At 71.7% G+C, this 519-nt stretch carries 2 protein-coding genes; one reads left to right on the forward strand and one right to left on the reverse strand.

Going from position 1 to position 519, the window contains the following annotated elements; genetic code table 11:
• The first annotated feature begins 136 nt into the window (after positions 1-136).
• Positions 137-364 (forward strand): hypothetical protein, encoded by a 228-nt coding sequence (locus tag G3I78_RS47530; protein ID WP_164436834.1) that lies wholly within the window; start codon positions 137-139, stop codon positions 362-364.
• On the opposite strand, the gene G3I78_RS51520 is transcribed toward G3I78_RS47530, so the two are convergent.
• Positions 317-519 (reverse strand): hypothetical protein (locus tag G3I78_RS51520; protein WP_203616513.1); only part of this gene is annotated, 203 nt, incomplete at its 5' end. The two genes, G3I78_RS47530 and G3I78_RS51520, sit on opposite strands and share 48 nt — an antisense overlap.

Consider the following 519-nt stretch of genomic DNA (forward strand, 5'->3'; position numbering starts at 1 on the left):
GGGGACGAAGCCCGTCCGCTCACGGCAGGGTCTTGTCAGGTAGTCCCTTCTGCACCGTTGGTACCTTTCGGCCAGGAGATCAGTCGCCGCACCGGAGCGAAGGCCGAACCGAGGCCGGCGGGGCGTCGCGCTCCTCGTGGGAGGTGCCGCGCTCGTCGCCGCGTTCCCCGTGCTGCTCGTGGGCTGGGCCGTCAGCGAGTATCTGTGGGAGCTGTGGTGGTTGGACGCGGGCTCGAGCGGACTCCTCGACGGCGTTCCCGACGGGCCGGTCGTCGTGCGTGCTCTGGTCGGGCTCGTGCTGCTCGTCGTCGTGGGGTCAGTGCTGTCGGGACCGGAGCAACCGCCGTTCGTGCCGTTCACCTAGCGGACCTCGTCGGGTGAGGCGCAGTGTCCGGACGACGACCATCAGGCCGACGACGAGGCACGCGAGTCCGGCGAGGGCCAGGAGCGCGGCGGCCACCAGGTGCTCCCGGTTGGACTCGATCGCCGCGGCGCTCCACGGCTCGGCCCGGCTCTCCG

It is taken from the genome of Streptomyces sp. SID13726 (assembly GCF_010548375.1).
In the GTDB taxonomy this organism is placed as follows: Bacteria; Actinomycetota; Actinomycetes; order Streptomycetales; family Streptomycetaceae; genus Streptomyces.